Genomic DNA, 25,339 nt, shown 5'->3' with positions numbered 1-25,339 from the left:
AACGTACGGTGAACGCCTGCTGAACGACACAGGCCCTGGACACACGCGAGGAGCCCCACCTTCGGGTGGGGCTCCTCGCGTGGTCGGGCTGACAGGATTTGAACCTGCGACCCCCTGACCCCCAGTCAGGTGCGCTACCAAACTGCGCCACAGCCCGATGCTCCGGTTGCGGAGCGGAGAGAACCATAACCCATCGGTCGGGCTCTCCCCCAACCGGCCACTCAGCGGCGGCGGCGATCCCGGACCCGCACCGAGATCTCGACCGGGCTGCCCTCGAAGCCGAAGCGATCGCGGAGCTTGCGCTCCAGGAAGCGCCGGTAGGAGTGCTCCAAGAAGCCCGAGGCGAAGACCACGAACTTGGGCGGCCGGCTGGAGGCCTGGGTGGCGAACAGGATGCGCGGCTGCTTGCCCGAGCGCACCGGGTGCGGGTGCTCGGCCACGACCTCCCCGAGGTAGGAGTTGAGCCGCCCGGTCGGGATGCGGGCGTCCCAGCTCTCCAGCGCCGTCTCCAGCGCCGGGACGAGGCGGTCCACGTGACGCCCGGAGGTCGCCGAGATGTTCACCCGCGGGGCCCACTGCACCTGCACGAGCTCGCGCTCGATCTCGCGCTCCAGGTACCGGCGCCGCTCGTCGTCGGTGGTGTCCCACTTGTTGTAGGCGATCACCAGCGCCCGACCGGAGTCGATCACCTGCTGCACGACGCGGATGTCCTGCTCGGCGATCTCCACCCCGGCGTCGATGAGGACGACGGCCACCTCGGCCTTCTCCAGCGCGCTCTGGGTGCGCAGCGAGGCGTAGAAGTCCACCCCCCGCGTCTGGTGGACGCGCCGGCGGATGCCAGCGGTGTCCACGAACATCCAGGTGCGCCCATCGAGCTCGATGTACTCGTCCACCGGGTCACGGGTGGTGCCGGCGACGTTGTCCACGACCACGCGGTCGGAGCCTGCCAGCCGGTTGAGCAGCGAGGACTTGCCGACGTTCGGCCGCCCCAGCAGCGCCACCCGTCGGGGCCCGCCGACGACACGGCCGGCCTCGGAGCTCGGCTCGTCGGGAAAGCTGTCCAGGACCTCGTCGAGCAGGTCGCCCGAGCCCTTGCCGTGCAGCGCCGAGACCGGCCACGGCTGGCCGAGCCCCATGCTCCACAGGGCCGCGGCCTCGCCTTCCCGGTTCACGTCGTCGACCTTGTTGGCCACGAGCAGCACCGGCTTCCTCGAGCGCCGCAGCAGCTTGACGACGTCCTCGTCGGCATCGGTGGCCCCGACGGTGGCGTCCACGACGAAGACGATGACGTCCGCCAGCTCCACGGCCACCTCGGCCTGCTGGGCGACGTGGCGCTGGATGCCGCGGGCGTCGAGCTCCCAGCCCCCGGTGTCCATGACCATGAACGGCACGCCGTTCCACTCGGCCCGGTAGGTCACGCGGTCGCGGGTGACGCCCGGCTCGTCCTGCACCACGGCCTCGCGGCGGCCCAGGAAGCGGTTGACCAGCGTCGACTTGCCGACGTTGGGACGCCCGACGATCGCCACGACCGGCAGCGAGGTGCCCCGGTTGCCGTGCGCGTCGAGGTCGACCTCGCCCTCGAGCAGGGCGGCGTCCTCCTCCTCGAGCGCGAACTCGTCCAGGCCGGCCCGCAGCGCGGTGGCGTAGGCGGTCTCCACCTCGGTGTCCGGCGCGTCGAGGTCCTCGGGCACCCCCTGCTCGTCGGGGGTGGGGTACACGACCTCCACCTCGACCTCGTCGTCCTGGTGGCGCTCCTGGTCGCTCATGCTGCTCCCTCGGGGGTCCGGCCGGCGCGGTCGAGCACCACCTGCACGACGGCCTCGACGGACCCGTTCAGGTCCAGGTGCGAGGTGTCGATGGTGGTGACGCCGTCGGCGGCGGTGGTGAAGTTGGAGACGGTCGAGTCGTCGCGGTCGCGGCGCAGCACCTCGTCGCGGGTGGCCTCGGAGACCGAGCGCCCGCCGGTCTGCCGCTGCCGGCGGCGCAGGCGGGCCTCCTCGTCGGCCGTCAGCAGGATGCGCACCCGTGCGTCGGGGGCGATGACCGTCGTGATGTCGCGGCCCTCGGCCACGATGCCGCGCCCACGGGTGCGGGACTGCGCGATGATCTCCCGCTGCCGCCGCGCGAGCTCACCGCGGACGTCCAGGTTGGTCGCCACCGCAGAGACCTGCGAGGAGATGCGGCTGTCGCGGATGGCGCGGCTGACGTCCTGCTCCCCCACCCACACACCGGGTGCGGTCGGGTCGGTGGACTGGTGCAGCGGGGCCGTGCGCGCCAGGTGGGCGACCGCCTCGACGTCACGGAGGTCCACCTGGTCCTCCAGCGCCGCCCAGGTGAGCGCCCGGAACATGGCCCCGGTGTCCAGGTAGGCGAGGTCGAAGGCCATGGCCACGGTGCGCGAGACGGTGGACTTGCCCGATCCGGAGGGCCCGTCGACGGCGACGGTCACCGGGACGTCGAGCTCCTCCAGCCGCGGGTGACGGCGCGAGGCCGAGTAGGGAAGCCGCATCACAGACCGACCGCCTTCATGGTGCGGGCGAGCTCGTCCGGCGTCACGGCCCGCACGTTGCCCGGTCGCAGGTCACCCATCCGGATCTCGCCCACCTGGGTGCGCACGAGCTCGTGCACCGGGTGCCCCACGGCCTCCAGCAGGCGACGCACGACGTGCTTGCGCCCCTCGTGGATGACCACCTGCACCAGGGCCCAGCCGGGCTGGGAGTCGACGACCGAGAAGTCGTCGACCTTCACCACGCCGTCCTCGAGCTCGACGCCCTCGCGCAGGGTGTTGCCCAGCCCCTTGCGGACCGGGCCGGGCACCTTGGCCACGTAGGTCTTGGCCACCGAGTAGCTCGGGTGCTGCATGCGGTGGGCGAACTCGCCGTCGTTGGTGAGCAGCAGCAGACCGGAGGTGTCCTGGTCCAGCCGCCCCACGTGGAACAGCCGCTGCTTGCGCGTGAAGGTGTAGTCGCCCACCGTCGGACGGCCCTCCTCGTCCTCCATGGTGGAGATGACGCCGACCGGCTTGTTGAACACGAGGTACACCTTCGACTCGTCCAGCTGCACCGGCAGCCCGTCGACCGCCACCCGCTGCCGGGAGGGGTCGACGCGCACACCGAGCTCGAGCACCGGCTGGCCGTCGACCTCCACGCGCCCGTCGGTGATCATCTCCTCGCACGCCCGGCGCGAGCCGAGGCCGGCCGCGGCGAGCACCTTCTGCAGGCGCTCGCCGTCGGCGGTGTGCACGTCGTGCTCGGTCTGGGCGCCCGTCGGTCGGGAGCGGCGCTTGCGGACCGGGCCGAAGCCCCCGGTCCCCCGCTTGCCCTGGCCGTTGGGGCGGCCGGTGCCGTTGTCGCGGCGTGTCATCACTGCTCACCTTCCTGGCTGTGCTGCTCTGTCGTGTCGGCGGCTGCGGCGCCACCCGGAGCACCGGGTTCCTCGGGCGCACCGTCCTGCTGCTGCTCGTCGGTCCGGCCGGGTCGTGCGGGCACCGGCAGCCCGGCGGCGATGTCGTCCACGTCCCCTGCATCGGGCAGGTAGGGCGCCAGGTCCGGCAGGTCGTCGAGCCCGTCCAGTCCCATCCGCTCCAGGAACTGGTGCGTGGTGCCGTAGAGCACCGCTCCGCTGGGCTCGCTGCCCGTCTCGGCGATGAGGCCCCGGGCGACCAGGGTGCGGACCACGCCGTCGACGTTGACGCCGCGCACCGCGGCGACCCGGCCCCGGCTGATCGGCTGACGGTACGCGATGACCGCAAGGGTCTCCAGCGCCGCCTGCGTCAGACGTGCCTGACGACCGCCGACGAGGAAACGCTCCACGGCCTCGGCGTGTTCCGGGCGCGAGTACACGCGCCAGGCGCCGGCGACAGAGCGCAGGTCGAAGCCCCTGCCCTGGGCGGTGTACTCGGCCGCGAGCTCCTGCAGGCAGCGCTCGACGCGCCCTGCCTCGACGCCCAGGCCCTCCGCCAGCTCGGCCGCGGTGACGGGCTCGTCGACGACCATGAGCACGGCCTCCAGGGCGGCCGACAGGTCGTCGACGCCGAGGGGCCCCTGCGGGTCCTCGTCGTCTCGGGTCTCCGGGGCGCGTTCAGTCACGGGGACCAGTGTGCCCGGTCCCCGGAGCGGACCAGACGACCTCCATCGGTCCCAGTGGTGCCGACTGCGTCACGTCGACCGTGCCCGAGCGCAGCATCTCCAGCACCCCGAGGAAGCGTCCGACGACCTCCAGCCGGGTGGACGCGTCGCCGATGAGCTCGGCGAAGGACAGCCGCCCGGCGCTGCGCAGGCGTGCCGACATCAGGGAGACCTGCTCGGTGACGCTGACCGTGGGTGCGTGCAGGTGGCCCACACCGACGACCGGCTCGGGCCGCGGACTGAGCGCACCGGCGGCGACCATCGCGAGCTGTTCCGGGGAGACGTCCATGACGAGGTCGGGCAACACGCTGGCGAAGCGCTCCTCCAGCCCGGCCATGCGGGGGACGGCACCGGAGACCTGCCCGGAGCGGTCGGCCAGCCAGGCGGCGACCTGCTTGTAGGCGCGGTACTGCAGCAGCCGCGCGAACAGCACGTCGCGGGCCTCGATGAACTCGAGGTCCTCGACCTCCGAGCGGGTCTCGGCCGGCAGCAGGCGGTTGGCCTTGAGCTCCAGCAGGGTCGAGGCCACGACGAGGAACTCGGAGAGCTCGTTGAGCAGCCAGGCCGCTGCCGCCCGGTCTCCCTCGGCCTCGGCCCGGGCCGCGGCCCGCTGCGCCTCGCGCAGGTGGGCGATGAACTCGTCGGTCACCTGCGCGAGGGCGATCTCGGTGATGTCCAGGCGGTGCTTCGAGATGAGGCCCAGCAGCAGGTCGAAGGGCCCCTCGAAGGCGGCCTGGTGGACCCGGAAGGGCACCGGGCGCCGGTGCGTCAGCACCCCGCCGGGGACGGCGTCGTCCGGGGGCGCCTCCGGGTGGTCCGGGTCCGGACTCACGCCACCCCGCCGCGCGCGATGAGCTCGCGCGCCAGGCGCCGGTAGGCGTCCGCACCCGGGTGCCCGGGGGCGTACGTGGTGATGGGCTCGGAGGCCAGCGTGGCGTCCGGGAACTTCACGGTCCGGCGGATCGGGGTGGTGAACACCAGGTCGCCGAAGTGCTCGGTCACGCTCGCGACGACCTCACGGCTGTGGAGGGTGCGCCCGTCCACCATCGTGGGCAGGATCCCGTCGATGCGCAGCACCGGGTTGAGGCGGTCGGTGATCTTCTCGATCGTCTCGACGAGCAGGGCCACACCGCGCAGGGCGAAGTACTCGGTCTCCAGCGGGATGATCACGCCGTGCGAGGCCGTGAGGGCGTTCACGGTGAGCAGGCCCAGCGAGGGCTGGCAGTCGATGAGGACCACGTCGTACTCGTCCAGCACCGGGCGCAGCACGCGCTCGAGCGCCTGCTCGCGGGCCACCTCGTTGACCAGCTGCACCTCGGCGGCGGAGAGGTCGATGTCCGCCGGGAGCACGTCGAGCCCCTCGGTCTCGGTCGGCCGGATCACCTGGTGCACGTCGGCCTCCCGCGAGGGCGCCATGAGCAGGTCGTAGACGGTCTGCCCCGACTCCTCGGCCCGCACGCCCAGGCCCACCGAGAGCGCGCCCTGCGGGTCGAAGTCGACCAGCAGCACCCGGCGCCCGGCCTCGGCCAGGGCGGCACCCAGGTTGATCGTGGTGGTCGTCTTGCCGACGCCGCCCTTCTGGTTGCACAGGGCGATCACGCGCGCCGGGCCGTGGGACTGCAGGGGCTGGGGCTCGGGGAAGTCGTCGAGGCGGAGCACCGGAGCAGATCCGGGCGTCGGACGTGCCCGGGACCCGGAGTCCTCCCGGGTGGCCACGGGGGCCTCGAGGCCGTCCAGCGACGGCTGGGTCGCCCCGATGTGGTCACGGGTGTCCGAGCGTTCAGTCACGGTGGAAAGTCCTCTCCTGTCGACGGGGTCACCCTACAGGCGACCGCGCCCGACGGTCAGACCCTCACCCTCGACCCCGGATATGCGTCTACCTCCAGTTGAGGGTTATGTGTCAAAAAGCGAGATCCACAGTGCCGGAGGAACTATCGCGCACGGGGGTGCGTCTGCTGGAACACCTCCCGCAGGTGGTCCGGCGTGACCCGCGTGTAGATCTGCGTGGTGGTCACCGACGCGTGACCGAGCAGCTCCTGCACCACCCGCACGTCCGCGCCACCGGCCATCAGGTGCGTGGCGTAGCTGTGGCGCAGGGTGTGCGGACTGAGCGGCTCGTCGAGCCCTGCCCGCTCCCCCGCCTCGACCACCGCCGCCCACGCACTCTGCCGACCGAGCCGGCGACCGCGCTGGTTGAGCAGGAGCGCCGGGCCGGGCGAGCTCGTGCCGCTGCGGGCGGCCAGCACCGGGCGCCCCGCCGTGAGCCAGTCCGAGACCGCGGTGGAGGCCGCCCCACCCAAGGGGACGTGGCGCTCCTTGCCGCCCTTCCCGACGAGGCGGACCACGGCGGCGACGAGGTCCACGTCGTCGACGTCCAGCCCGGTGACCTCCGAGACGCGGGCACCGGTGCCGTAGAGCAGCTCCAGCAGCACCCGGTCCCGCCGGGCGACCGCCGTCGCCAGCGCGTCGTCGGCGCCCTCCACCGGGCCGGTGGCCTCGATGAGCCGCTGCACCTGGTCCAGCGGCAGGGCCTTCGGCAGTCGCTGGGCAGCCGCCGGGGGCGGGACCTCCGCCGCGACGTCGGCCCCCACCCAGCCCTCGAGCAGCGCGAAGGCGTGGAAGCGCCGCACGGCCACGAGCCGTCGGGTCACCGAGCTGCGCGCCAGTCCCGAGGCGGTGAGCGCCTGCAGGTGGTCGCGGACGTCCTGCGTCGTGACCCGGCCCCACTCCCGCTGCCCCCGACCGTCCAGGTGCTCCACCCAGGCGAGGAGGTCGCGACGGTAGGCGGCCGTGGTGTTGCGGCTCAGACCGCGCTCGACCGCGAGGTGCGCCAGCCACTCCTCCACCGCCGGCCACAGGGGGCTCTCGGACGGGGGCTGCGCGGTGGGGCGACGACTCATCCCCCCAGTGTGGGGCAGGCTTGGGCCCCATGGCCTGGTACTCCTCCGCCCCCACCCGTCGCTCGCTGCAGGTGCTCACGGACCTCGCCGTCGCCGCCTGGGCGGTCCTGTGGGTGCTCATCGGACGCGCCGTGCACCACCAGACCCTGGAGCGATTCCGCCCCGCCGAGCGCCTCGTGGAGACCGGGGACGAGCTCAACGACGGCATCGCCGACGCCGACGAGCGCCTCGGTGACCTCCCGCTGGTCGGTGACGCGATGTCCGGTGCGCTCGACGGCCTGCTGGGCGTCGGCGACCCCATCAGCGAGACGGGGCGGGAGCTGCTGGCCAACGGGGAGTCGCTGGCCGACCTGCTGTGGCTGACCGTGAGCGGCGGGCCGATCCTCACCGCGGTGCTCGTGTGGCTGCCCTTCCGCCTGCACTTCGCGGTGCGCTCGGCGACCACCGCGGCGAACCTTCGCCGCGTGGACGACCCCGAGTCCCTGCTCGCCCTGCGGGCCCTCTCCCACCTGTCGGTCGGTCAGCTCGCCTCCCTGGACCGCGACCCGGTCGGAGCCTGGCGCCGAGGTGACGAGCGGGTGGTCCGGGATCTCGCGGAGGCCGAGGCGCGGGAGCTGGGCGTCCACCTGCCAGCACCACGCGACTGATCCGCACGGACCGGTGGGGCTGCCCTCCCCGGCCGCGCGGGAGGCCCTCCGGGGCTCAGAGGTCCTGCAGGAAGGGGTTCGCGGCCCGCTCGTGGGCCATCGTGCTCGCGCGGCCGTGACCGGGCAGCACCATCGTGTCGTCGGGCGTCGACAGCACGACGTCGCGCAGCGACCGCTGCATCGCCGCCGGGTCACCGCCGGGCAGGTCCGTCCGCCCGATGGACCCGGCGAACAGGACGTCACCGGTGAACGTGCTCGCGGTCAGGTCGGTGCCCGCGCTGCTGACGACCTCCGGCACCCGGTCGACGTCGAAGAGAACGCTGCCCTCGGTGTGGCCCGGTGCGTGACGCACCCCGAAGCTCATCCCCGCGAGCTCCAGCCGGGCGGAGCCGGTGATCTCGTGCACCTCGTCGGGCTCCTTCCACCCGACGGCGCCCCCGAACTCCTGCTGCAGCATCGCCCACATGTGCTCGGAGAGACCCTGCCGCGGGTCGGTCAGCCGGTAGCGGTCGTCGGAGTGGATGTAGGCACCGACCGTCCCTCCGCAGACGGGCGCCACGCTCATCGTGTGGTCCAGGTGGCCGTGCGTGAGCAGCACCGCGGCCGGGCGCAGGCGGTGCTCCGCCAGCGCGTCACGCAGTCGCTCGACCACCCCGAAGCCGGGGTCGATGACCACGCACTCCTCCCCCGCCGCGGGGGCCACGATGTAGCAGTTGGTGCCGAAGGCGGTGGCAGGGATCGCGAGCGTGAGCATGTGCGCCAGCCTAGGCGCGGCGCGCCTAGGCGGTTACCTAGACTGGCCCGAGCGAACCGTCCGCCGAGAGAGGCAACCATGAACGCGGCTGATCAGACCACGTCCACCCCCGAGGACGCCGGGCGTCCCGAGACCACCGGGACCCCCGACGAGACGGGGGTGACCGCCCCCAAGCCCTCCCCGGCACCGAAGCCCGGCGGCGTCCCCTCCCCCGGGGCCCTGGCCCGCAAGCGTCCGGCCCCGCCGGTGACGCCCGTCGGCGGCGCCCCTGCCGGCGGCAAGGGCACGCCCACCGGCGGTGGCGGTGGCGGCCGGCAGCGTCCCGCCGCGCAGCGCGCCACCTTCACGCCCACCCCGGTGCCCGGCCCGCTGGTCGACACCTCGGGCATCACCGAGGGGGACATGTCCCGCTTCGGCTCGGTGGCCGAGGACGGCGAGGTCGTCCGCACCGATGCCGACGGCACGACCACCGTGGTCGGCAGCTACCCCGGTGCCGACGCCGACGAGGCGGTCGCCTACTTCGTGCGCAAGTTCGAGGAGATCGCGGCCTCCGCGGTGCTGCTGGCCCAGCGCATCCACGCCGGCACCGTGACCGCCGCCGAGGGCCGTCAGTCGCTGGAGGCCCTGCGCACCCACGTGGACGAGACCCCGATGGTGGGTGACTACGCCGCCCTGGCCACCGTCCTCGACGAGCTGACCGAGGCCCTGCGCGACAAGGAGCGCAGCGACCAGGCCCAGCGTGCCGAGGCGCGTGCCGAGGCCGCCGCCGAGCGGGAGCGCCTCGTGGTGGAGGCCGAGACCATCGCGGCGACCGACCCCTCGCAGATGCAGTGGAAGGCCGCCAGCGACCGCATGCGCCACATGGTGGACGACTGGAAGGCGATGCAGCGCGCCCAGATCCGGCTGGACAAGCCGACCGAGAACGAGCTCTGGCAGCGGCTGGCCGCCGCGCGCAACAGCTTCGACAAGGTGCGCAAGGCCCACTTCGCCCAGCTCGACGCCGAGCGCGAGGAGGCCCGCCGCACCAAGGAGGAGCTCGTCAAGCAGGCCGAGCGCCTGTCCACCCACACGGACGACCCGTCGACCGCGGGTGCCTTCAAGCGCCTGATGCAGGACTGGAAGCGCGCGGGGCGCGCCCAGCGCTCGGTGGACGACGCCCTGTGGGAGCAGTTCCGCAGCGCGCAGGACCGGTTCTTCGACGCCAAGGACGCCGAGGCGGCGGCCCGGGACGAGGAGTACGCGGCCAACGTGCCGGCCAAGGAGGCGCTGCTGGCCGAGGCCGAGGCGCTCCTGCCGGTCAAGGACCTGAACACGACCAAGCGGCAGCTCCGCGGCATCCAGGAGCGCTTCGAGGCCGCGGGCATGGTGCCGCGTGCGGACGTCAAGCGCATCGAGGGCCGCATGCGCGCCGTGGAGCAGGCCCTCCGCGAGGCGGAGGACCTGCAGTGGAAGAAGACCTCCCCCGAGCACGCCCAGCGCGCCTCGCTCTTCGCCACGCAGCTCGAGAGCGCCGTGCAGGACCTGGAGGTGAAGCTCGCCAAGGCCGAGGCCGCCGGCGACGAGAAGCGTGCCGCGAAGGTCCGCAAGGAGCTGGAGACCAAGCAGGCGTGGCTGGACCAGGCCCGCGAGGGCGTCGCCGAGTTCGGGGGTGACCGGTGAGCGCCCGCATCAGCCGGTTCGACACCGACGAGGTCGCGGCAGGGCTGATCGCCTACCTCGACGACTCCCCCACCCCCTTCCACGCCGTCGGCGCGGCCGCCGAGCTGCTGGAGGAGGCCGGTTTCGTCGAGGTGCCGGAGACCGACGCCCTGCCCTCGGCGCCCGGTCGCCACTACCTCGTGCGCGGCGGTTCGCTGGTGGCCTGGAGCACCGAGGCCCTGCCCGAGGGTGCCGACGCCGCCACCGGGTTCCGCGTGGTCGGGGCCCACACCGACTCCCCCAACCTGCGCATCAAGCCGCGCCCGGACGTCTCCTCGGTCGGCTTCGCGCAGCTTGCGGTGGAGCCCTACGGCGGCCTCATCACGAACTCCTGGCTGGACCGCGACCTCGGACTGGCCGGGCGGGTGACGCTCCGCGACGCGGCCGTCCCCAGCGGCGTGCGCACCGTGCTGCTGGACGTGGACGAGCCGCTCCTGCGGGTCTCGCGCCTGGCCATCCACCTCGACCGGGCGGTCAAGGAGGGCGAGTCCTTCAACGCCCAGCGCCACCTGGTGCCGCACTGGTCGGTCTCCCCCGACGCCCCGCCGTTCACCACCTGGCTCGCCGAGCGGCTGGAGGTGACCGCCGAGGACGTCCTGGGCTGGGACCTCATGACCTACGACCTCACCGGGGCGGCCCGCATCGGGATCGACGGGGGCCTCATCGCGTCGGCCCGGCTGGACAACCTCGCGACCTCCTACGCGGCGGTCCGCGCGATCGTCGACGCGGTCGAGCAGCCGCAGGGCGACCTGGCCGCGATCCCGGTCATCGCGCTGTTCGACCACGAGGAGGTCGGCTCGATGTCCGAGCGCGGCGCCTTCTCGCAGCTGCTCCCGGCGGTGCTGGAGCGCATCGTGCTGGCCCGCGGCGGCACGCGCGAGGACCATCTGCGGGCGCTGGCCGCCACGGTCATCGCCTCCGGCGACATGGCCCACGCCACCCACCCGAACTACGCCGACCGGCACGAGTCCGGGCACACCATCGACGTCAACGGCGGTCCGGTGCTCAAGGTGAACACCAACCTGCGCTACGCCACCGACGGGGTCGGCACGGCGGCCTTCCGCCTGGCCTGCCAGCAGGCCGGGGTGCCGATGCAGGAGTTCGTCACCCGGTCCGACCTGCCCTGCGGCAGCACCGTCGGCCCGATGACGGCAGCCCTCACCGGGGCGACGACGGTCGACTTCGGCGCGCCGACGCTCTCGATGCACAGCGTCCGCGAGGCCTGCGGCACCGCCGACCAGGCGATGTACGTCGCCTGCCTGGCGTCCTTCCTCGACCCGGCCTGAGCCGCCGCGTCGGGCCACCGGGCCTTGGCGCCGCCCCGTCACCAGGTGCGGTGCCGGGGCTCAGGACGACCGGGTGACGGAGTAGACGCCGCGCACCTGTCGCAGCACGCTGACCACGTGCTCCAGGTACTCGACCTCGCCGAGCTCGAACTCCAGGCGCCCGTAGGCGGTCCGGCCGTCGGACGAGGTGAACGCCATGTCCGACAGGACCAGACCGAGCTCGCCGGTGGCACGCAGCACGTCGGCCACCAGGCCGTTGCGGTCCAGCGCCTCCAGCCCGAGCCGCACCGTGAACGTGCCGCGGGAGCGGGCGTCCCAGGCCACCTGCACCACGCGCTCGGGGCTCTCCAGCAGCTTCTCGACGTTCGGGCAGTCGCTGCGGTGCACCGAGACCCCGCGACCGGTGGTCACGTAGCCGACGATGTCGTCCCCGGGCACCGGCGCGCAGCAGACCGCCAGGTGGCTCCACACGTCGTCCGAGCCCACGATGTGCACGGGCGCCTCGTCCGGGCGGCGTCGTGGGGCCGTGACCGGCTCGGCCGGGGCCAGCGGCTCGGGCTCCTCGGGCGCGTGGGCCTGCCGCAGCAGCTCGATGACGTGACCGACCGAGGTGCGCCGCTCCCCGATCGCCTGGAACACCCCGTCGCGGTCGTGGAGGCTGAGCTTCTCGACCACCGGGGCGAGGGCCTCCTCGCGGGTCCACTGCTTGACCGGCAGGTCGGCCTTGCGCAGCGCCCGCACCAGCCGGTCGTGGCCGGCGGCCGTCATCTCGGCCTTGCGCTCGCGGCTGAACCACTGCTTGATCTTCGAGCGCGCCCGCGGGGTGGCCACGAAGGTGAACCAGTCCCGCGACGGGCCGGCGTTCTCCCCCTTCGCGGTGAGGATCTCGACCGAGTCGCCGTTCTCCAGCTGCGTGTCCAGCGGCACCATCCGGCCGTTCACCTTGGCGCCCACGGCCTTGTGGCCCACGTCGGTGTGGATGGCGTAGGCCATGTCCACCGGGGTGGAGCCCTGCGCCAGCGAGATGAGCTTGCCCTTGGGCGTGAACACGAAGACCTCCGGCGAGGAGATCTGGAAGCGCAGCGTATCCATGAAGTCCTCGCTGCTGGCGTCCATGGCCAGGTCCATGGTCTCCCGCAGCCAGGAGAGGTCCTGCCCGGACCGGTCCCGCCCGTCGCGCTGCTTGTAGCGCCAGTGCGCTGCCACGCCGTACTCGGCCAGCCGGTGCATCTCGTGGGTGCGGATCTGGATCTCCACCGGCTTGCCCCCGGTGCCCATCACCGTGGTGTGCAGGGACTGGTAGCCGTTGCCCTTCGGCGTGGCGATGTAGTCCTTGATGCGGTTGGGCAGCGGCGTGAACAGCGAGTGGACGAGCCCCAGCGCGTGGTAGCAGCTGGCGACGTCCTGCACCATGATCCGCAGCGCGATGAGGTCGTGGATGTCCTCGAAGGCCCGGCCCCGTGCGGTCATCTTCTGGTAGATCGACCAGTAGTGCTTCTCGCGCCCGGTGATGACACCCGGCAGACGGGCGTCGGCCATCGCCTTCTCGAGCTGCTGGCGGATCTCGCCGAGGTACTCCTCGCGCTGCGGCGCCGCGGCGGCCACCTGCCGCACGACCTCCTGGTACACCGCCGGTCGCGAGAAGCGGAAGGAGAGGTCCTCCAGCTCCCACTTGATGGCGTTCATGCCCAGCCGGTGGGCCAGCGGCGTGTAGATGTCCAGCGTCTCGACGGCCTTGCGCCAGGCGCTCTCGGGCGAGACGTAGCGCCAGGTGCGCGCGTTGTGCAGGCGGTCGGCGAGCTTGATGACCAGCACCCGGATGTCCTTGGACATCGCCACGACCATCTTGCGCACGGTCTCGGCCTGCGCGCTGTCGCCGTAGTGCACCTTGTCCAGCTTGGTGACGCCGTCGACCAGCAGTGCGATCTCCGGCCCGAAGTCCGCCTCCAGCTGCTCCTGGCTGTACTCGGTGTCCTCGACGGTGTCGTGCAGCAGCGCCGCCGCGACGGTGGGGGCGTCCATGCCCAGGTCCGCCAGCAGGCCGGCCACGGCCACCGGGTGCGTGATGTAAGGGTCCCCGCTCTTGCGGAACTGGCCCTCGTGCGCCCGGGCGGCCACCCGGTAGGCGCGCTCGACGACGCTCAGGTCGGCCTTGTCACCCCGCTGCCGCAGCCGCTTCATGAGCGGCGCGAGCTCCGGGGTCTCCGTCCGCGAGGTGCCCAGGCGGGCCAGGCGTTCGCGCACGGTCCAGCCCGTCGCGGGACGGGTCGGTTGGCTCATGTCGGGATGATACGCGGCGTTCCCGCCAATTCCGGCGTGACGTGAGCAGCCCCACACCGCCGGCGGGCGGTGCGGGGCCGTGGGAGCCGGGGGCGCTCAGTCCTGGACGAGCAGGCTCACGACGTCGATCCCCTCCAGCTGCGCCCGACCACCGAGGAAGCCGAGCTCGAGCACGACCTCGAGGCCCGTGACGGTCGCGCCGGCCTCCCGGACCAGCCGCACGCAAGCCGCGGCGGTGCCGCCGGTGGCGAGCACGTCGTCGACGATCAGCACCCGGTCGCCGGGGCGGACCGCGTCCTTGTGCATCTCGATGGTGGCGGTGCCGTACTCCAGGGTGTAGCTGGCCGAGTGCGTCTCACCGGGCAGCTTGCCCGCCTTGCGCACCGGCACGAAGCCGACCCCCAGCGCGTGCGCCATCGCCGATCCCAGGATGAACCCGCGGGCCTCGATGCCGACCACCACGTCGACCTGCCCACCGCGGCGACGCACGACGTCGTCCACCACCGCGCGGCTGGCGTGGGGGTCGCGCAGCAGCGGGGTGAAGTCCTTGAAGACGACGCCGGGCTTCGGGAAGTCCGGGATGTCCTCCAGCCGGGAGGCGACGAGCTCGGAGAGCTCCTCACCCTGCGGGGTCTCGGGCTGCGACGGGCGTGCGTCCATGGGACTCCTCCGGTGTCAGACGGTGCGCGGGAGCGCGCGGGTGGGCGGGGTGACCGTCACTGGCTCCCCCAGGCGGCGGGGTGACGGGGACGTCCGCCACCGGCGATGGTCCGACCCGAGCCCGCGCCCACCGCAGAGGGTGCCACGGCCTCGCCCTCGGGCGCTGCCCCGTCCGCCGGGGCGTCCGCGGGTGCCGGCGTGGCACCGGACGCGTCCTCGGCGGCATCGGTGCGTTGCTCCTTGCGGCGGGCGATGATCGCGGCCGCCCGAGCCCGCTGGCGGGTGCGCACCTCGGCGTCGTGCTCGCGGATCCCCTGCTCGCCCTCACGCAACTGCACCAGCAGCGGGGTCGCGATGAAGATCGAGGAGAAGGTACCGATCGCGATGCCGATGAACAGCGCCAGCGAGAGGTCCAGCAGCGTGCCCGGGCCGAGCTTCGCGAAGCCGACCAGGAGGATCGCCCCGACCGGCAGCAGCGCCACGACCGAGGTGTTGATGGAGCGCACCAGGGTCTGGTTGACGGCCGTGTTCGCGGCCTGTGCGAAGGTCTTGCTCTTGTGCTTGAGCGCGTCGTCCGTGTTCTCCCGCAGCTTGTCGAACACGACCACGGTGTCGTAGAGCGAGTAGCCGAGGATGGTCAGGAAGCCGATCACGGTCGCCGGGGAGACCTCGAAGCCCAGGAGCGCGAACGCGCCCACGGTGAAGACGAGGTCGTGCAGCAGCGCGACCAGTGCGGCCACGGCCATCTTCCAGGTGCGGAAGTACAGCGCGAGCACCAGGGACACCAGCACGAGGAAGGTACCCAGGGCCACGAGTGCCTTCTGGCTGACCTCCTTGCCCCAGGAGGGCCCGACCAGCGAGCCGGCGACGTCCTTGGGTGGCACCGAGAACTCCTCCGCGAGTGCGGCGCGGGCCCGGTCGACCCCCTGCGAGCCGCCCTCGACCTCGGCGGTCTGCACACGCACGGTGTCCCCACCGATGACGCTGGAGCGGACGGCCTCGTCACCTGAGGCGACCGAGGAGAGCGCCTCGGTCGCCCGCTCCTCGTAGTTGCTCGTGTCGCTGACCCCCGCGATGCGGAAGTCCGAGCCACCGGTGAACTCCAGACCGAGGTTGAGACCCCGGCCGAAGATGCCGATGAGGGTCAAGCCCAGCAGGACGGCCGAGACGGCGTACCAGATCTTGCGGCGGCCGACGAAGTCGAACTGCCGACGGCCCGTGTGGAGGTCGTTTCCGAACTGTGCGAAACCCATCAGAGAGCGACCTCCGTGCTGGTGCCGTTCGCCGGCTTCGGGTCGGGCAGCGAGCGCACCCGTCCGCGGCCGACGTAGGTGGTCGGCCGGGCACCCAGGCTCTCGGGGTTCATGCCCGAGAGCCGGTGGCCCCGCCCGAAGAAGCGGGTCTGCGCCAGTAGGGTGACCACGGGGTGCGTGAACAGCATGACGACGATCAGGTCGATGATCGTGGTCAGACCCAGCATGAACGCGAACGCCTTCACGTTCGCCTCGCTGAGCAGATACAGGATCGCCGCGGCCAGCAGGTTCACCGCGTCTGAGACAAGGATCGTCCGGCGGGCACGGGCCCACCCGGTGTCCACGGCGTTCCGCAGCGGTCTTCCGTCGCGCACCTCGTCGCGGATGCGCTCGAAGTAGACGATGAACGAGTCCGCCGTGATGCCGATGGCGACGATGAGTCCGGTGATGCCGGCCATGGTCAGGCGCAGGTTGTACTGCCAGCCCAGCAGCACCACGGCGCCGTAGGCAAGGAGGGCGGCCAGGGCCAGGGAGGCGAGCGTCACCAGGCCCAGCGCGCGGTACTGGAAGAGCGAGTACACGGCGACCAGGGCGAGGCCGATCACGCCGGCCCAAATGCCCCAGCGCAGCTGCTCCTCACCCAGGGTGGGGCTGATCTGCTCGGAGGACTGCAGGTCGAAGCTGAACGGCAGGGCGCCGAACTTCAGCTGGTCGGCCAGGGCCTCGCCCTGCTCGGCGGTGAAGTCACCGGTGATCGAGGCCTCGCCGTTGGTGATCGTCTGCCGCATGCCGGGAGCGCTGATGACCTCACCGTCCAGCAGCATCGCGAACCGGTTGTAGGGCGAGCCCTGCTCCTGCCCGGCCATGACGGCCGAGAGGTCGGCGAAGGTGTCGGCACCCTTCTCGTCGAGCTCCATGTTCACGGCGATCTCACCGGTCGGCTGGCCCTGCTGGTTCGTGGCGGGGCCGGACGACGCGTCGGCGATGCTGGAGCCCTGGATGCGGGTGGGGCTCAGGAGGAACTTCTCCTGGCCGTTCGGGTCGCAAGCGATGACGAACTCGTCGTCACCGGCGTTCTGCGCCTTCTTGCGAGCCTTCTCGTCGCTGCAGTCGAACTCCTCGAAGCGCTTCTGCACGTCCTTCGGGATCGCGATCTCGGCACCGTGCCCCTCCTCGGGCGACTTGCTGCCCGTCTGCTGCTGGCCGCCGGGGGCGCTGGGCTGGCTGCCCGGGGCCCCCGGGGCCGGTGCACTGGCGTCACCAGAGCTCTTCGGCTCCGAGGAGCCCTTGTCGCTCGAGCCCTCGTCCGCGGAGCCCGACGGCTTCGGGGAGGCGTCGGCCGGCCACACGCCCTCGGCCGAGGTCGGCGAGGAACCGGACTCCTTCTCCTTCGAGGAGCCGGAGGCCTTGTCCGAGGAGCCCGACTTCTCGTCGCCGGACTTCCCACCCGACTTCTCACCACCGGACTTCTTGTCACCGGAGGAGCCCCCGTACCCCGGCAGCGTGTCCGGGTTCTCCGGCTCCGGCGCGCCACCCTCGGCGGCGAGCACCTCGCGGAAGGTCATGCTGCTGGAGGCCTGCAGCGACTCGATGGTCGCCGGGTCCGGGGTACCGGGCATCGCGACGGAGATGTTGCGACCGCCCAGGGTCGTCACCTCGGCCTCGGCCACACCGGAGCCGTCGACGCGCTGGCGGATGATGTTGACCGCCTGGTCCACCTGACCGCTGTCCACCTCGCCACCGTCGACGGCGGGCTCCAGGATGATCTGCTGGCCCCCCTCGAGGTCGAGGCCGAGCTGGGGCGTCAGGGACGCCTGCGGCTTGGCGAACAGGTGGGCGGCACCCAACCCGCCGAAGAGCAGCATCAGCAACAGCAACAGGGTGAGCAGGGTGTTGACGGCCTTGGCCCGCTGGGCACGCAGGTTCATCGGCGCACCCCCCGGCGGGCCCGCTCGCGCAGCATCGGCATGGACTTACCTCGGTTCGTGGATGGTTGCCGCCCCCTCGGGCGCGGCGGGACGTGAGTCTAGGCGAGCGGTGGTTGGTGACCGAACCGACCCGCGGTGGTCCCCGGAGGATCCGCCCCCAGGTGCTCCCATGCGGCCGCCGTGGCGGCCCGGCCGCGTGGGGTGCGGACCATGAAGCCCTCCCGCACCAGGTAGGGCTCGGCGACGGTCTCGACGGTGTCCGCCTCCTCCCCGACGGCCACCGCCAGCGTGGTGAGCCCCACCGGCCCCCCGTCGAAGCGGTGGCACAGGGCCTCCAGGACGGCTCGGTCCAGCCGGTCCAGTCCCAGCAGGTCGACGTCGAAGAGCGCCAGCGCCTCGCGGGAGGCGTCCGCCGTGACGACCCGGTGACCGTGCACCTGCGCCCAGTCGCGCACCCGGCGCAGCAGGCGGTTGGCGATGCGGGGCGTCCCCCGCGAGCGGCGCGCGATCTCCGCGATGCCGTCCGGCTCGCTGGCGATGCCCAGCTTGACCGCGTTCACCTCGAGGATCCTCGCGAGGTCCTCGGCGGCGTAGTAGTCGAGGTGGCCGGTGAAGCCGAAGCGGTCGCGCAGCGGGGCGGGCAGCAGCCCGGAGCGCGTCGTCGCACCGACCACGGTGAAGGGCGGCAGCTCCAGCGGGATGGCGGTCGCGCCAGGGCCCTTGCCCACGACGACGTCGACCCGGAAGTCCTCCATCGCCAGGTAGAGCATCTCCTCGGCGGCCCGGGACATCCGGTGGATCTCGTCGAGGAAGAGCACCTCCCCCTCGGCCAGCGACGACAGGATCGCCGCCAGGTCACCGGCGTGCTGGATCGCCGGCCCCGAGGTGATGCGGATGGGGGCGGACATCTCGGCGGCCACGATCATCGCCAGCGTCGTCTTGCCCAGCCCGGGCGGCCCCGACAGCAGGACGTGGTCGGCCGGCGTGCCGCGGCGACGGGCCGCCTCCAGGACGAGGTGGAGCTGGTCGCGCACCCGGTCCTGCCCGGCCAGGTCCGCCAGGTGCCGGGGACGCAGGGCCGCGTCGTGTCCGGCGTCCTCCTCGCCCGCGGCGGGGTCCACGATCCGCCCGTCGGCGTCGGTTCCGCTGCGGTCCCAGGGGTCGCTCATGCCGAGGCCTCCCGCAGCGCCTCACGCAGCAGCTCCGGCAGGGCGGGCGCGGGCGCCTCCTCGGCGTGGCGGGCGACGACGGCATCGGTCGCCCGGGCGGCCTGCGTGGCGTTCCACCCGAGTCCCTCGAGGGCCTCGCGCACCTGCCCGGCCCACGCCGGCCCCTCCCCCTCGGCCGGCGTCTGCGGGGTGTCGGCGGGTGCGGCCTCCTCGGGCGCGGCGGGCAGCTTGCTGGCCAGCTCGAGCACCAGCCGCTGGGCCCCCTTGCGACCGATGCCGGGGACGCTCGTCAGGGCGCCCAGGTCCTCGGCCGCCACGGCGCGCGCGAACTCGGCCGGGGTGAGCACCGCGACCAGCGCCAGCGCCAGCCGCGGCCCGACGCCCGAGACGGACTGCACCGTCTCGAAGACCTCGCGGGTGTCGGCGTCGAGGAAGCCGTAGAGGGTCAGGGAGTCCTCGCGCACCACCAGCGTGGTCTCCAGCCGCACCGACTGCCCCACGCGGAGCTCCGCCGGGACCTGCGGGGGAACCCGGACACCCATGCCGACGCCGCCGACCTCGACCACCACCTGGTCCAGGCCCACGTGCGCCACGGTGCCCTCGAGCGAGCTGATCACCTGGTCCTCCTGCTCCGTCGTGCTTCGTCCTGTGCGGCGCGCCACCTGGCCGCGGCCCGCTCCCGGGCCGCGGACTGCGCGTGCACCGCCTGCTCCCAGCGCGCCCTGCCGTCGCCCAGGCCGGCCGCCGCGGCCAGCTGCCGCTGTCCCCCGCCGCGCCAGATCTGCGCGACGGCCAGAGCCAGCGCGTCGGCGGCGTCCGCCGGTCGCGGCGCCTCGGACAGCCGCAGGATGCGCGTGACCATGGAGGTCACCTGCTCCTTGCCGGCCCGTCCGTTGCCGCACACCGCGGCCTTGACCTCGCTGGGCGTGTGCTGCGCCACCTCGACGCCGGCCCGCGCCGCGGCCACCAGCGCCACTCCGCTGGCCTGCACCGTGCCCATGATCGTGCTGACGTCCGAGCGGGCGAAGATGCGCTCGACCGCCACCGCGTCCGGCTCGTGCCGCTCGATCCACTCCTCGACGCGCCGGCTGACCGCCAGCAGTCGCTGCTCGGTGGGCGCGTCGGCGTTCGTGCGGGCGACGTCGACCGCCACCATCCGCAGCGCGCCACCCCGTCGGCCCTCGACCACGCCCAGCCCGCACCGCGTGAGGCCGGGATCGACGCCGAGGACCCGCACCTCAGTCCTCGTCCAGCTCGGCCAGCACGGCGTCGGGGACGTCGGCGGCGGCGTAGACCTCCTGCACGTCGTCGCAGTCCTCGAGCGCGTCGATGAGCTTGAACAGCTTGCGCGCCCCGTCGGCGTCGAGCTCGATCGGCGTGATCGGCAGCATCTTCACGTCGGCGGAGTCGTAGTCGACCTCCGCCTCCTGGAGCGCCGTGCGCACGTCGACCATGTCCGACGGCTCGGTGGTGATCTCGAAGCCGCCCTCGCCCAGGTCGGTGAGCTCCTCGGCACCGGCCTCCAGGACGATCTCCATGAGCTCGTCCTCGGAGCGCCCGGCCTCGGAGACGACGATGACGCCCTTGCGCTGGAAGTTGAAGGTCACCGAGCCGGAGTCGGCCATCTGCCCGCCGTTGCGGGTCAGGGCGGTGCGGACCTCCATGACGGCACGGTTCTTGTTGTCGCTCAGGCACTCGATGATGAGGCCCACGCCGCCGGGGGCGTAGCCCTCGTAGGTGAGGCTCTGGTAGTCGGCGGCACCGGCCTCGGCACCGGAGCCGCGCTTGACGGCGCGGTCGATGTTGTCGTTGGGCACCGAGCTCTTCTTGGCCTTCTGGATGGCGTCGAAGAGGGTCGGGTTGCCGGCCGGGTCACCGCCGCCCATCCGTGCCGCCACCTCGATGTTCTTGATGAGCTTCGCGAACAGCTTGGCGCGCTTGGCGTCGATCGCCGCCTTCTTGTGCTTGGTGGTTGCCCACTTGGAGTGACCGGCCACGGTGCTCCCTCTGGTCGTCTCGGAAGGTTCAGGTGCAGCGGGTCATCCTATCGACCCCGACGAGGCCGCCTCAGGCGTCGGCCACGCGCACCAGGTCCACGAACAGCTGGTGGATGCGTCGGTCCCCGGTCACCTCGGGGTGGAAGGAGGTCGCCAGCAGGTTGCCCTGGCGCACGGCCACGATCCGGTCGGCGGCCTCCTCCTTGTCCGGGTCGCCCTCCACCGCGCGGTGCGGCACGCGGGCCAGCACCTCGACGTCCGCCCCGACGCGCTCCACCCACGGGGCGCGGATGAAGACGGCCGTCACCGGGTCCGCCCCCTCCCCCAGGGTCGGCACCTCCAGGTCCACCTCGAAGGAGTCGACCTGCCGGCCGAAGGCGTTGCGGCGCACCGTCATGTCGATGCCGCCGAGCGTCTGCTGGTCACGGTGCCCGTCCAGCACGCGGTCGGCGAGCATGATCATGCCGGCGCACGAGCCGTAGACCGGCATCCCGGCGCCGATGCGCTCACGCAGCGGCTCGGCGAGGCCGAAGAGCCGGCAGAGCTTGTCCATGACCGTCGACTCCCCGCCGGGGATCACCAGACCGTCGACACGGTCGAGCTCCTCGCGGCGACGCACCGGCACCGTCCGGGCGCCGCTCGCCTCGAGCGCGTGCAGGTGCTCGCGCACGTCGCCCTGGACCGCCAGGACGCCGACCGGGGGCGCCGTGTCCACGGCGCCCCCGGTCGGGTGGTCGGTGCTGGTCACCAGCCGCGCTCGGCCAGACGGTGGGGCTCGGCGATGCCCTCGACGTTCAGGCCCACCATGGCCTCGCCGAGGCCGCGGGAGACCTCGGCGATCTTGGCCGGGTCGTCGTGGAAGGTGGTCGCCTGGACGATGGCCTTGGCGCGCTCGGCCGGGTTGCCGGACTTGAAGATGCCCGAGCCCACGAAGACGCCCTCGGCGCCCAGCTGCATCATCATCGCGGCGTCGGCCGGGGTGGCGATGCCGCCGGCGGTGAAGAGCACGACCGGCAGCTTGCCGTTCTGCGCCACCTCCTTGACCAGCTCGTACGGGGCCTGCAGCTCCTTGGCGGCCACGTAGAGCTCGTCCTCGGCCATCGACTGCAGCCGGTTGATCTCCGCGCGGATGGTGCGCATGTGGGTGGTCGCGTTGGACACGTCACCCGTGCCGGCCTCGCCCTTGGAGCGGATCATGGCCGCGCCCTCGGTGATGCGGCGCAGCGCCTCACCCAGGTTCGTGGCGCCGCAGACGAAGGGGACGTCGAAGGCGAACTTGTCGATGTGGTTGGCGTAGTCGGCCGGGGTGAGGACCTCGGACTCGTCGATGTAGTCGACACCGAGGGACTGCAACACCTGCGCCTCGACGAAGTGGCCGATGCGGGCCTTGGCCATGACCGGGATCGAGACGGCCTCGATGATGCCGTCGATGAGGTCCGGGTCGCTCATGCGGGCCACGCCGCCCTCGGTGCGGATGTCGGCCGGGACGCGCTCCAGGGCCATGACCGCCACGGCCCCGGCATCCTCGGCGATGCGGGCCTGCTCCGGGGTGACCACGTCCATGATCACGCCGCCCTTGAGCATCTCGGCCATGCCGCGCTTCACACGGGCGGTGCCGGTGGTGGGGTTCTGGTCAGTCACGTCGGGGATGCCTTTCGCTGTGGGGTGGCGCACCGGGGCTCCGGAGGGCTGGGGCAGCAGTCTACGTCGCGGGCTCATCAGTGGCCCTCAGGTGGGGGATGTCGTCCTCCACCTCCAGCGGCTCGGGGTGCTCGCCGCGTCGGTCGACGCCGAGCAGACGGGCGGCCGGCCCGGCGATGAGGTGCCGGGTGGACTGCACCTCGTCGTTGTGGCGCACCCGCAGGGCGTGCACCCGCTCGGAGGCCCGCGCCAGCGCCTGCTTGGCCGCGACGGTCTGGGGGCCGAGCTCACCGCCGCTGGCCCCACCGCTGCCGTGGCGCTGGTGGAAGGCGCGGCGCAGGGCCTCGGTCAGGTGCTCCTCGGCCTCGAGCCGGTCGGGCCCCATGAGGTCGGCCGGGGTGGCGCTGGCGTCGCAGGCGTCCAGCACGTCACCGACCGTCCGCAGGACGATCACGGCACTCGCGGGGTCGAGACAGCCCATGGAGGCGAACTCGCGGGCGGCCAGGGCCCGTCGCATGAGTGCGGCATCCAGGGCCGAGCGCGACGCCTCGATGCGGGCACGGGCCTCCCGCGCCCGGCCTGCTGCCCGTGAGCGCCACAGCAGGGCGCCCCCCACCGCGAGGACCACGAGGGCCCCCAGGGTGCCGACGCCGAGCGCCTGCCCCCACGCCATCGGGTCGAGTGAACGCGTGCTCACCGGCCCACCACCTCCTCGTAGACGTCCATGACCTCGCGGCCCACCACCTTCCAGTCGAAGCGGGCCGCTCGCGCGAGACCGGCCTGGCGCATGCGCGCCCGCACGCCGGGGTCGAGGATCACGTCCTCCAGCACCGCGGCCAGGTCCTCGGGGTCGCCGGCCCGGAAGTGACGCCCGGCGCCGCGCAGGACCGACACGTAGGCCGGCAGGTCGCTGGCGACCACCGGGGCTCCGGCCGCCATGGCCTCGACCAGTGTGATGCCGAAGTTCTCCCCCTGCACCTGTGGGGCCACCATGACCGACACGCTCCGCATGAGTGAAGCCTTGTCGGCTTCGCTGAGCTCCCCCAGCCACACGACCGAGGTGCGCAGGTGCGGGAACTCCTGATTGACCACCCGCCGGGCCGCCTCCTGGCCGGGGCCGGCGACGAAGACCCGCATGCCCGGGGTCCGCTGGGCGATCCCCGGCAGGGCCTCGAGCAGCAGCCGCAGCCCCTTGCGGCTCTCGCTGGAGCGCCCGACGAAGGCGATCGTCGGGCGCCCCGGGCCCTCCGCCCACGGGGCGCGCGGCGGCGGGTCGGTGAACTGCTGCACCTGCACACCCGTGGGGATGACCCGGGGGTCGACGCCGAAGCACTCGCGCACCGAGCGACGGGTGGGTCGCGAGACCGCGATCGAGGCACGGACGGGTCGCAGCACCTGCTGCACGAGCGGGAGGATCTGTCGCATGGAGTGCCCGGGCTTGAACGAGCTGTGGAAGGTCGCCACCAGCGGGACCCGCTCGCACACCACGTCGGCCGTCGTCAGCCCCAGACTGGGCGCCATCGGCTCGTGCACGTGGACGAGGTCCGGTTCCACCGCCCGCACCCAGGCGTCCACCGCACGGCGGGCGGCCCGACCGGTGATCACCTGGGAGGCGGACCAGGCGTAGGGCACCTCGATGGCACCGGGCACGACGGTCAGCCCCACCGAGTCCGGCAACCCCCAGGCGGCCGCGGCCAACGGCTCCAGCGGGGTGTCCTCCCCCACCCGTGCGGCCCGGCGCAGCGCGGCCCCCGTCCCGGAGACCGGTGCCAGCACGCTCACCTCGCGGCCGGCCGAGTGCAGGTTGCGGGCGAGGTCACGCACGTGTGACTGCACGCCGCCGGGCATGTCCACCGGATAGGGGCAGACCAGGCCGATGCGGCAGCTCATGCGAACTCCCGGTGCACGGCGGCCATCCGCTGGCCGACCGTCAGCACGCCGGCCAACGCCAGCACCCCCATGGCCACGGTCAGGAGCACCGGGGGGACACCGAGGCCCACCAGCCCCGTGCTCACGAGCACCAGGACCAGCCGGTCGGCGCGCTCGGCCAGGCCGACGTCCGCACGGACACCCAGACCCTCGGCACGGGCACGGGCGTAGCTCACGAGGAACCCGGCGACCAGGGCCGTGAGGGTGAGGACCGCCAGCAGGGTGGCGTGACCGCCGCCCAGCACCCCCGCAGGACCGGCGCCGCGCAGCGCCCACCACGCGATGCCCAGCAGCACCGCCGCGTCGCCGACCCGGTCGCAGGTCGAGTCCAGGAAGGCGCCCCAGGGGTTGGAGCGTCGCTGCATCCGGGCCATGGTCCCGTCGAGCAGGTCGGACAGGACGAACACGGTCACCACGAGGGTCCCGACCAGGAAGTCACCCCGGGGGAAGAACCAGAGGGAGCCCGCCACGACGCCCACGAGGCCACCGACGGTGACGGCGTCCGGCCCGAGCCCCACCCTCAGCAGGGTGCCGGCGACGGGCTCGACGACGCGCGCGAGGAGGGGGCGGGCATGGCGGCTCAACATGGCGGACAAAGCCTAGTCCTCGTGCGGTACTGCGCGGCCCACACCGGGGACTGTGAGACTTTGCACGTTCCTCTCGACAGGATATGTGTGCGCTCTCTGCCTAGCCTTGACGCAAGCGCCCTCGACCGGCCCCACACAGGCCGGTATCCCCTTCACGAGGGCACTGACGAAAGGAGTCCGACCATGTGGACCATCATCGCCTGGATCATCGTCGGCGGAATCGCCGGCTGGATCGCCAGCAAGATCATGGGTACCGATGCCGCCATGGGCATCCCCGCCAACGTCATCGTCGGCATCATCGGTGCCGCGCTCTTCGGCTTCCTGGTGAGCCTCTTCACCGGAGGCGACATCATGGGTGAGGCCTTCAACCTCTGGAGCTTCATCTCCGCCATCATCGGCGCCTGCCTGCTGCTCTTCATCGTGGGCAAGGTGACCGGCCGCCGCTGACCCCGGTCACGGCTCGGAAGGGGCCCCGTCGGACGC

25 protein-coding genes and 1 tRNA gene are annotated in these 25,339 nt (G+C 72.7%); 4 read left to right on the top strand and 22 right to left on the bottom strand.

Features of this window, described 5'->3' with window-relative positions; all coding sequences use genetic code 11:
• Positions 1 to 80: 80 nt before the first annotated feature.
• From ACY8FT_RS03040 to ACY8FT_RS03005, 8 genes are all read right to left on the bottom strand, one after another.
• Positions 81 to 157: transfer RNA gene (locus ACY8FT_RS03040), tRNA-Pro, on the bottom strand.
• Between the two features lie 64 nt (positions 158 to 221).
• Complete coding sequence (gene der / locus ACY8FT_RS03035; RefSeq protein ID WP_462417464.1) at positions 222 to 1,766, bottom strand: ribosome biogenesis GTPase Der; 1,545 nt, start codon at positions 1,764 to 1,766, stop codon at positions 222 to 224.
• Positions 1,763 to 2,509 carry a (d)CMP kinase gene (cmk, locus tag ACY8FT_RS03030; protein WP_462417463.1) on the bottom strand — a complete coding sequence of 249 codons (747 nt, stop codon included), beginning with the start codon at positions 2,507 to 2,509 and terminating at the stop codon, positions 1,763 to 1,765. Before cmk ends, der begins: the two co-directional genes overlap by 4 nt.
• Positions 2,509 to 3,363, bottom strand: coding sequence for a pseudouridine synthase (locus ACY8FT_RS03025; protein ID WP_462417462.1), 855 nt, complete (start codon positions 3,361 to 3,363; stop codon positions 2,509 to 2,511). Before ACY8FT_RS03025 ends, cmk begins: the two co-directional genes overlap by 1 nt.
• Entirely contained in the window at positions 3,363 to 4,088 is a 726-nt protein-coding gene (gene scpB / locus ACY8FT_RS03020) for an SMC-Scp complex subunit ScpB (RefSeq protein ID WP_462417461.1), read from the bottom strand. Before scpB ends, ACY8FT_RS03025 begins: the two co-directional genes overlap by 1 nt.
• Positions 4,081 to 4,959 carry a segregation and condensation protein A gene (locus ACY8FT_RS03015; RefSeq protein ID WP_462417460.1) on the bottom strand — a complete coding sequence of 293 codons (879 nt, stop codon included), beginning with the start codon at positions 4,957 to 4,959 and terminating at the stop codon, positions 4,081 to 4,083. The genes scpB and ACY8FT_RS03015 overlap by 8 nt, the downstream gene beginning before the upstream one ends.
• Positions 4,956 to 5,843, bottom strand: coding sequence for a ParA family protein (locus ACY8FT_RS03010; protein ID WP_462418386.1), 888 nt, complete (start codon positions 5,841 to 5,843; stop codon positions 4,956 to 4,958). Before ACY8FT_RS03010 ends, ACY8FT_RS03015 begins: the two co-directional genes overlap by 4 nt.
• A 215-nt stretch (positions 5,844 to 6,058) precedes the next feature.
• A complete protein-coding gene (locus ACY8FT_RS03005) occupies positions 6,059 to 7,027 on the bottom strand; it encodes a site-specific tyrosine recombinase XerD (protein ID WP_462417459.1) in 969 nt (322 codons plus the stop codon).
• A gap of 29 nt (positions 7,028 to 7,056) precedes the next feature.
• Between ACY8FT_RS03005 and ACY8FT_RS03000 the strand changes: the two genes are divergently transcribed.
• On the top strand, positions 7,057 to 7,674 hold the full coding sequence (locus ACY8FT_RS03000) for a hypothetical protein (protein ID WP_462417458.1): 618 nt from the start codon (positions 7,057 to 7,059) through the stop codon (positions 7,672 to 7,674).
• Between the two features lie 55 nt (positions 7,675 to 7,729).
• Here ACY8FT_RS03000 and ACY8FT_RS02995 read toward each other — a convergent pair whose 3' ends face one another.
• A complete protein-coding gene (locus tag ACY8FT_RS02995; protein WP_462417457.1) occupies positions 7,730 to 8,428 on the bottom strand; it encodes an MBL fold metallo-hydrolase in 699 nt (232 codons plus the stop codon).
• Between the two features lie 78 nt (positions 8,429 to 8,506).
• Here ACY8FT_RS02995 and ACY8FT_RS02990 point away from each other — a divergent pair, with 78 nt between their 5' ends.
• Both ACY8FT_RS02990 and ACY8FT_RS02985 read left to right on the top strand, forming a co-directional pair.
• Entirely contained in the window at positions 8,507 to 10,087 is a 1,581-nt protein-coding gene (locus tag ACY8FT_RS02990) for a DUF349 domain-containing protein (protein ID WP_462417456.1), read from the top strand.
• Positions 10,084 to 11,412, top strand: a complete 1,329-nt coding sequence (locus tag ACY8FT_RS02985) for a M18 family aminopeptidase (protein ID WP_462417455.1) — start codon at positions 10,084 to 10,086, stop codon at positions 11,410 to 11,412. The genes ACY8FT_RS02990 and ACY8FT_RS02985 overlap by 4 nt, the downstream gene beginning before the upstream one ends.
• A 60-nt stretch (positions 11,413 to 11,472) precedes the next feature.
• Here the strand turns inward: ACY8FT_RS02985 and ACY8FT_RS02980 are convergent, their stop codons facing one another.
• From ACY8FT_RS02980 to pgsA, 13 genes are all read right to left on the bottom strand, one after another.
• Entirely contained in the window at positions 11,473 to 13,692 is a 2,220-nt protein-coding gene (locus ACY8FT_RS02980; protein ID WP_462417454.1) for a RelA/SpoT family protein, read from the bottom strand.
• Positions 13,693 to 13,788: 96 nt separating this feature from the next.
• Complete coding sequence (locus ACY8FT_RS02975; protein WP_462417453.1) at positions 13,789 to 14,352, bottom strand: adenine phosphoribosyltransferase; 564 nt, start codon at positions 14,350 to 14,352, stop codon at positions 13,789 to 13,791.
• 56 nt (positions 14,353 to 14,408) lie between these two features.
• Entirely contained in the window at positions 14,409 to 15,605 is a 1,197-nt protein-coding gene (gene secF / locus ACY8FT_RS02970; RefSeq protein WP_462417452.1) for a protein translocase subunit SecF, read from the bottom strand.
• Complete coding sequence (gene secD, locus ACY8FT_RS02965) at positions 15,605 to 17,533, bottom strand: protein translocase subunit SecD (RefSeq protein ID WP_462417451.1); 1,929 nt, start codon at positions 17,531 to 17,533, stop codon at positions 15,605 to 15,607. The genes secF and secD overlap by 1 nt, the downstream gene beginning before the upstream one ends.
• A 98-nt stretch (positions 17,534 to 17,631) precedes the next feature.
• The gene (gene ruvB / locus ACY8FT_RS02960; protein ID WP_462417450.1) at positions 17,632 to 18,702 is read right to left on the bottom strand and encodes a Holliday junction branch migration DNA helicase RuvB; all 1,071 of its coding nucleotides are present in this window, start codon (positions 18,700 to 18,702) and stop codon (positions 17,632 to 17,634) included.
• A complete protein-coding gene (ruvA, locus tag ACY8FT_RS02955) occupies positions 18,699 to 19,319 on the bottom strand; it encodes a Holliday junction branch migration protein RuvA (protein WP_462417449.1) in 621 nt (206 codons plus the stop codon). Before ruvA ends, ruvB begins: the two co-directional genes overlap by 4 nt.
• Entirely contained in the window at positions 19,316 to 19,939 is a 624-nt protein-coding gene (ruvC, locus tag ACY8FT_RS02950; RefSeq protein ID WP_462417448.1) for a crossover junction endodeoxyribonuclease RuvC, read from the bottom strand. Before ruvC ends, ruvA begins: the two co-directional genes overlap by 4 nt.
• A 1-nt stretch (position 19,940) precedes the next feature.
• Positions 19,941 to 20,699: a YebC/PmpR family DNA-binding transcriptional regulator gene (locus ACY8FT_RS02945; protein WP_462417447.1), complete on the bottom strand. Its 759-nt coding sequence runs from the start codon at positions 20,697 to 20,699 to the stop codon at positions 19,941 to 19,943.
• 70 nt (positions 20,700 to 20,769) lie between these two features.
• The gene (gene pdxT / locus ACY8FT_RS02940; protein WP_462417446.1) at positions 20,770 to 21,447 is read right to left on the bottom strand and encodes a pyridoxal 5'-phosphate synthase glutaminase subunit PdxT; all 678 of its coding nucleotides are present in this window, start codon (positions 21,445 to 21,447) and stop codon (positions 20,770 to 20,772) included.
• Positions 21,444 to 22,340, bottom strand: coding sequence for a pyridoxal 5'-phosphate synthase lyase subunit PdxS (pdxS, locus tag ACY8FT_RS02935; RefSeq protein WP_462417445.1), 897 nt, complete (start codon positions 22,338 to 22,340; stop codon positions 21,444 to 21,446). Before pdxS ends, pdxT begins: the two co-directional genes overlap by 4 nt.
• Before the next feature lie 61 nt (positions 22,341 to 22,401).
• On the bottom strand, positions 22,402 to 23,037 hold the full coding sequence (locus tag ACY8FT_RS02930; protein ID WP_462417444.1) for a hypothetical protein: 636 nt from the start codon (positions 23,035 to 23,037) through the stop codon (positions 22,402 to 22,404).
• Entirely contained in the window at positions 23,034 to 24,230 is a 1,197-nt protein-coding gene (locus tag ACY8FT_RS02925) for a glycosyltransferase family 4 protein (protein ID WP_462417443.1), read from the bottom strand. Before ACY8FT_RS02925 ends, ACY8FT_RS02930 begins: the two co-directional genes overlap by 4 nt.
• Positions 24,227 to 24,856 (bottom strand): phosphatidylinositol phosphate synthase, encoded by a 630-nt coding sequence (gene pgsA, locus ACY8FT_RS02920; RefSeq protein ID WP_462417442.1) that lies wholly within the window; start codon positions 24,854 to 24,856, stop codon positions 24,227 to 24,229. Before pgsA ends, ACY8FT_RS02925 begins: the two co-directional genes overlap by 4 nt.
• 183 nt (positions 24,857 to 25,039) lie before the next feature.
• Here pgsA and ACY8FT_RS02915 point away from each other — a divergent pair, with 183 nt between their 5' ends.
• Positions 25,040 to 25,303 (top strand): GlsB/YeaQ/YmgE family stress response membrane protein, encoded by a 264-nt coding sequence (locus ACY8FT_RS02915; RefSeq protein ID WP_462417441.1) that lies wholly within the window; start codon positions 25,040 to 25,042, stop codon positions 25,301 to 25,303.
• The last annotated feature ends 36 nt before the right edge of the window (positions 25,304 to 25,339 follow it).

It is taken from the genome of Kytococcus sp. Marseille-QA3725 (genome assembly GCF_054950055.1).
This window is presented reverse-complemented; position numbering and strand designations above follow the sequence as displayed.

Excerpts from the sequence above, each read along its gene's own strand:
- ACY8FT_RS02975 (WP_462417453.1), bottom strand. The coding sequence starts at position 14,352 with ATGGACGCACGCCCGTCGCAGCCCGAGACCCCGCAGGGTGAGGAGCTC.
- ruvB (WP_462417450.1), bottom strand. The coding sequence starts at position 18,702 with ATGAGCGACCCCTGGGACCGCAGCGGAACCGACGCCGACGGGCGGATC.
- ACY8FT_RS02980 (WP_462417454.1), bottom strand. The coding sequence starts at position 13,692 with ATGAGCCAACCGACCCGTCCCGCGACGGGCTGGACCGTGCGCGAACGC.
- secF (WP_462417452.1), bottom strand. The coding sequence starts at position 15,605 with ATGGGTTTCGCACAGTTCGGAAACGACCTCCACACGGGCCGTCGGCAG.
- ACY8FT_RS02925 (WP_462417443.1), bottom strand. The coding sequence starts at position 24,230 with ATGAGCTGCCGCATCGGCCTGGTCTGCCCCTATCCGGTGGACATGCCC.
- secD (WP_462417451.1), bottom strand. The coding sequence starts at position 17,533 with ATGAACCTGCGTGCCCAGCGGGCCAAGGCCGTCAACACCCTGCTCACC.
- ACY8FT_RS03000 (WP_462417458.1), top strand. The coding sequence starts at position 7,057 with ATGGCCTGGTACTCCTCCGCCCCCACCCGTCGCTCGCTGCAGGTGCTC.
- ACY8FT_RS03025 (WP_462417462.1), bottom strand. The coding sequence starts at position 3,363 with ATGACACGCCGCGACAACGGCACCGGCCGCCCCAACGGCCAGGGCAAG.
- ACY8FT_RS02990 (WP_462417456.1), top strand. The coding sequence starts at position 8,507 with ATGAACGCGGCTGATCAGACCACGTCCACCCCCGAGGACGCCGGGCGT.
- ACY8FT_RS02995 (WP_462417457.1), bottom strand. The coding sequence starts at position 8,428 with ATGCTCACGCTCGCGATCCCTGCCACCGCCTTCGGCACCAACTGCTAC.
- ACY8FT_RS02915 (WP_462417441.1), top strand. The coding sequence starts at position 25,040 with ATGTGGACCATCATCGCCTGGATCATCGTCGGCGGAATCGCCGGCTGG.
- pgsA (WP_462417442.1), bottom strand. The coding sequence starts at position 24,856 with ATGTTGAGCCGCCATGCCCGCCCCCTCCTCGCGCGCGTCGTCGAGCCC.
- cmk (WP_462417463.1), bottom strand. The coding sequence starts at position 2,509 with ATGCGGCTTCCCTACTCGGCCTCGCGCCGTCACCCGCGGCTGGAGGAG.
- der (WP_462417464.1), bottom strand. The coding sequence starts at position 1,766 with ATGAGCGACCAGGAGCGCCACCAGGACGACGAGGTCGAGGTGGAGGTC.
- ACY8FT_RS03005 (WP_462417459.1), bottom strand. The coding sequence starts at position 7,027 with ATGAGTCGTCGCCCCACCGCGCAGCCCCCGTCCGAGAGCCCCCTGTGG.